We start from the raw sequence: 695 nt of genomic DNA on the forward strand, positions 1-695 counted from the left end.
GCGGGCCGCCTGCCGGACCGCCAGATCGGGCAGTGCGCTGGCGTCGGCGGCCATCGCCGTGGCCGCACAGGCCCGGCAGGCCTCGGCCGATGCCGCGGAGACCCGGTCGCAGCGTGCGGGGGTGCTCATCGTCGGTCCGCTCGCCCTGTGCTTCCTGCCCGCGTTCCTCTGTCTGGGGGTGATCCCGGTCGTCGTCGGCCTCGCCACCCGTCTCGACGTCCTCGCCTGAGCACACCCACCCGAATCCGCAGGCCGCTCCCGTACGGACACACCGACACGGATCGAGAAGAACCGAGAAGAGGAGGAACCGATGTCGTCTCCCGGGTCCCACCCCGCACCGCACACCGGGCCGCACCACGTGTCCGGTCGCCGCCCACCACACCCGCTCCGCTGTCGGCGGCCCGCACCGGCCGGGGAGGGCCCGAACGATGCGGGGATGAGCACCGCCGAGTACGCGATCGGCACCGTGGCGGCCGCCGCGTTCGCCGCGCTGCTGTACGCGGTGGTCACGGACGACTCGGTGCTGGAGGCGCTCACCTCGGTCGTGCGGCGGGCGCTGTCAGTCGACTTCTGATGCGCACGCGCCCGCCCCACCCCGCCCCGGTCGGCACCGTGCGCGGCCCGGCCGGTACGCGGGGCGGGGACACCGGCGACGCGACCTCCGACTGGGGCGCGGTGACCGTCGAAGGGGCGAT

At 75.0% G+C, this 695-nt stretch carries 1 protein-coding gene and 1 pseudogene; both read left to right on the forward strand.

Annotated elements, in window-relative coordinates; genetic code table 11:
- Window positions 1–229 (forward strand): annotated as a pseudogene (locus SACPADRAFT_RS28875) (type II secretion system F family protein); the annotation flags it as partial.
- An 81-nt stretch (window positions 230–310) separates the two neighbouring features.
- Window positions 311–574 carry a DUF4244 domain-containing protein gene (locus tag SACPADRAFT_RS34355; RefSeq protein ID WP_007027867.1) on the forward strand — a complete coding sequence of 88 codons (264 nt, stop codon included), beginning with the start codon at window positions 311–313 and terminating at the stop codon, window positions 572–574.
- Window positions 575–695: the final 121 nt, after the last annotated feature.

The sequence above is a fragment of the Saccharomonospora iraqiensis subsp. paurometabolica YIM 90007 genome (assembly GCF_000231035.2).
GTDB lineage: Bacteria > Actinomycetota > Actinomycetes > Mycobacteriales > Pseudonocardiaceae > Saccharomonospora > Saccharomonospora paurometabolica.

Coding starts and splice junctions, on each gene's coding strand:
- SACPADRAFT_RS34355 (WP_007027867.1), top strand. CDS start 311: ATGTCGTCTCCCGGGTCCCACCCCGCACCGCACACCGGGCCGCACCAC.